Source organism: Neoroseomonas soli, assembly GCF_018129065.1.
Taxonomy (GTDB): Bacteria; Pseudomonadota; Alphaproteobacteria; order Acetobacterales; family Acetobacteraceae; genus Neoroseomonas; species Neoroseomonas soli.
Window position 1 is genome coordinate 1 of sequence record NZ_JAAEDM010000159.1, and the last position, 3,918, is coordinate 3,918.

General features: G+C 65.7%; 2 protein-coding genes. One reads left to right on the top strand and one right to left on the bottom strand.

Translation table 11 applies throughout. The features are described from left to right. The first annotated feature begins 14 nt into the window (after positions 1-14). Entirely contained in the window at positions 15-3,098 is a 3,084-nt protein-coding gene (locus GXW76_RS24975; protein WP_211864847.1) for a beta strand repeat-containing protein, read from the top strand. Positions 3,099-3,414: 316 nt separating this feature from the next. On the opposite strand, the gene GXW76_RS24980 is transcribed toward GXW76_RS24975, so the two are convergent. Beyond that, positions 3,415-3,744, bottom strand: coding sequence for a hypothetical protein (locus GXW76_RS24980; RefSeq protein ID WP_211864848.1), 330 nt, complete (start codon positions 3,742-3,744; stop codon positions 3,415-3,417). Positions 3,745-3,918 lie beyond the last annotated feature (174 nt).

Here is a 3,918-nt window from a genome sequence, read left to right on the forward strand (position 1 = left end):
GGTCGCCGGACGCTGTGAATGACGGCTGGTACGGCGCCGTGCGCGTCACGGGCATCGAGGAATTCCATCTGACCGGCAGCGACCAGAACAATGATCTTCTGGTCATGACCGAGTTCGGTGGCTCCGCAAATGGCGGCGGAGGCAATGACACTTTCCTATCGTTGAAGGGGGCCGACAAATTCGTCGGTGGAGATGGCCAGGATCTCTACTATTTTGTCGGAAATTTTGGCATTGATCTGATCGAAGATCTGACAACTGGCGACATAGTAGACTTCCGTGGTCTTATGGCTAGTGATCTCAGCTTCAGGCGAGTCGGCGCGGATCTCATTGTTGAGAGTATTGCAGGTGATCGGCTCACATTAACGAATCATTTCGATGGCGCTCTCACCGGGCGTGCTTGGCAGTTCCGGGTCGACGGCGTCGTGATCGGCGTCAATGTCGCAACTTTGCCTGAAAGTGCGCGTGGCACATTGATGCGCGGCACGTCCAACGCGGATCAGTTGGTGGGTTCCGCGTCCGCGGACGAGATCGTTGGTTTGGCTGGTGCCGATCTGGTGCGCGGTGATGCAGGCGCTGATTTCCTCCGTGGGGGAACAGGCGACGACGTCTATGCATACTCGCGCGGCGATGGAAGCGATACGATCTCCGATGACAGCGGCGATGACATGCTGCTCCTTGCCGATGCAGGGGCTCTCAACTCTGCAATCCGAATTGGCAACGACCTCCAAATCACCGCCTCAGATGGCGCCCGCATACTGATCCAGAACCACTTCGGTGTCGGACGGATAGAACGGTTTTCCGATCTCGATTCAGCCACGTTCGGTGTATCAGCGTCCGATGGCAGTATCGGCCTGCTGGTAGCGGGCTCGAACCTGACGGAATCCCTCACCGGTGCGGCTGGCAACGATCTCCTTCTGGCGTGGGACGGAGCGGACAAGCTGCAGGGCGAAGGCGGGGCGGATACACTCAGCGGCGGCGCTGGCAGCGACACCCTCGATGGCGGTGCCGGTATCGACCGGCTCATCGGCGGGGCCGGCGACGATGCCTACTTCCACACCACCGGCGATGTGGTGATCGAAGGCCTGAACCAGGGCATCGACACCGTTCGCACGGATGCTGCTACGCATGTCCTGGCCCTCAATGTTGAGAACGTCGTCGCCATTGGCACGGGGGCGCGCAGCTTCGTTGGCAATGCGCTGAACAACGCGATCTCTGGCAATGTCGGTTCGGACACACTGAACGGCGGCGCCGGCAACGATACGCTCGATGGTAGCAATGGCATCGACCGCCTGATTGGGGGCCTTGGCGACGATGTCTACCTGACCTCCGCCGGCGACGTGGTGGTGGAGTTTCTGAACCAGGGTATCGACGAGGTCCGTACCACGAGCGCCACCTTTGTCCTCGGCGTCAATATCGAGAACCTCACGGCGACTAACGCCATCGCGCATACGCTGACGGGCAACACTCTGAACAACGCCATCACCGGCAACGGTGGCGCTGACACGCTGAACGGTGGGGCCGGCAACGATACGCTGGTCGGCGGCGCGGGCATCGATCGCCTGGTCGGCGGGGCCGACAACGACACCTACGTGGTGGAGACGGTCGGCGACCTGGTGGTCGAGTTTGCCGGCGCCGGGATCGACACCGTGCGCACCACGCTGGCGAGCTACACGCTGACGGCGAATGTGGAGAACCTGGTCGCCACCAACGCCATCGCCCACATTCTGACCGGCAACACCCTGGCCAACAGCATCACCGGCAACGGTGCCGCCGACAGCCTGCTCGGCGGCGACGGCGCCGACACCCTCACCGGCGGCGCCGGGGCCGATACGCTGGTCGGCGGCGCGGGCATCGATCGCCTGGTGGGCGGGGCCGACAACGACACCTACGCGGTGGAGACGGTCGGCGACCTGGTGGTCGAGTTTGCCGGCGCGGGCGTCGATAGCGTGCGCACCACGCTGGCGGCCTACACCCTGACGCTGAATGTGGAGAACCTGGTCGCCACCAACGCCATCGCCCACACCCTGGTCGGCAACGCCCTCGCCAACAGCATCACCGGTAACAGTTCCGCCGACAGCCTGCTCGGCGGCGATGGCACTGATACGCTGAACGGCGGCACCGGGGCCGACACCCTGGTCGGCGGCGCTGGCGTCGACCGCCTGGTGGGCGGGGCCGACAACGACACCTACGCGGTGGAGACGGTCGGCGACCTGGTGGTCGAGTTTGCCGGCGCAGGGGTCGACACCGTGCGTACCACACTGGCGGCCTACACCCTGACGCTGAATGTGGAGAACCTGGTCGCCACCAACGCCATCGCCCACACCCTGGTCGGCAACGCCCTCGCCAACAGCATCACCGGTAACAGTTCCGCCGACAGCCTGCTCGGCGGCGATGGCACTGATACGCTGAACGGCGGCACCGGGGCCGACACCCTGGTCGGCGGCGCTGGCGTCGATCGCCTGATCGGCGGGGCCGACAACGACACCTACCTGTTGGAGACAGTGGGCGACCTGGTGGTCGAGTTCGCCGGCGCAGGGGTCGACACCGTGCGTACCACACTGGCGGCCTACACCCTGACGCTGAATGTGGAGAACCTCGTCGCCACCAACGCCATCGCCCACACCCTGGTCGGCAACGCCCTGGCCAACAACATCACTGGCAACAGCGCCGCCGACAGCCTGCTCGGCGGCGACGGCGCCGACACTCTCACCGGCGGGGCGGGGGCCGACACCCTGATCGGCGACGTCGGGCAGGACACGCTGACCGGCGGCGCAGGCAACGACCAGTTCCGTATCAACGCCATCGCGGAGAGCACGGTTGCCGCGCCAGACCTGATCCTAGACTTCAGCTTCGCAGCGGCGACGGGCATAGACCGCGTGGACCTGCGGGCGATTGACGCGAACGCCGGCCTCGCGGGCGACCAGGCCTTCACCTATCGCGGCGCCAATTTCGCGGGCGCAGCTGGCGACCTGCGCGTGCAGGCATTGGGCGGCGGCGTATTCGTCGCGGCTGGCGATGTGAATGGCGACTCCGTCGCCGATTTCGCGATCACCATCCAGTCGGCGACCGGACCGGGGGCAGGGTGGTTCCTGCTGTAGCGGCAGGGGGCGGGCGGGCAGGTAGGCGGGCAGTCCGTCTGCTTCGAAATTCAGGCAGTCCCATCGGGGTTGGGTCTGGTGTTGCTTCGGCCTGCGTCTTGCCGGTCAGAGAATGTTCGGTAGCAGGTCGCTTTCCTACGCCACAACCAAATCCTCAGACCATTCTCTTCGCCTAACCGCCACCGCACGAAGGCTCGTCGTCGCCCTCGACGCAATGCCCGCTTCCGGCGCCGACTGCGGCTCCGCGCCTGCAACCTGATTGCAGTTGCCGACAAACCCGGCGCGGTTCAGTCCGAGCAGCGCGCGGTGCAGTTGCTCAGGCCGGGCTCGAAGATCTCCTACGGGGTGGCGCGCGCCAGAGCCGCCAGGCGGCGAACGGCGTCACGAAGGCAAAGACAGCGAGCGGCGGCTGCGCGGGCCACATGTAGAGGCTGTTGATGCCGGGCATCGCCGCCGCGTCGAGCCAGCCCATCAGAAAGGCGCGGGACGCCACGGCCGCGGCCGCCACCAGCGCCACCGCCAGCAACGGCTCCGCCACCTGCCGGCGCCAGGCAAGCCACAACGAGACCGGCAGGCTCGCCAGTGCCAGGACCAGCAGCCCGCCCATCAGCACGCGGTAGCCCTCGATGATCAGGGCAAGCGGCACGCGCGCAGCCCGGTAGAACAGGATGTCGAGGCTGAGGATGGGCGGGCCTTCAGTAGCTCGGCGGAAGCCGATGGAGTGGCCCCCATCAAACCGGACATGCGGCTTGATTGGCAGACTGCGTGGCGATGAACTCACGTGGCGAGCGCATGCGCAAGCCGGAGTGCGGGTGGATGG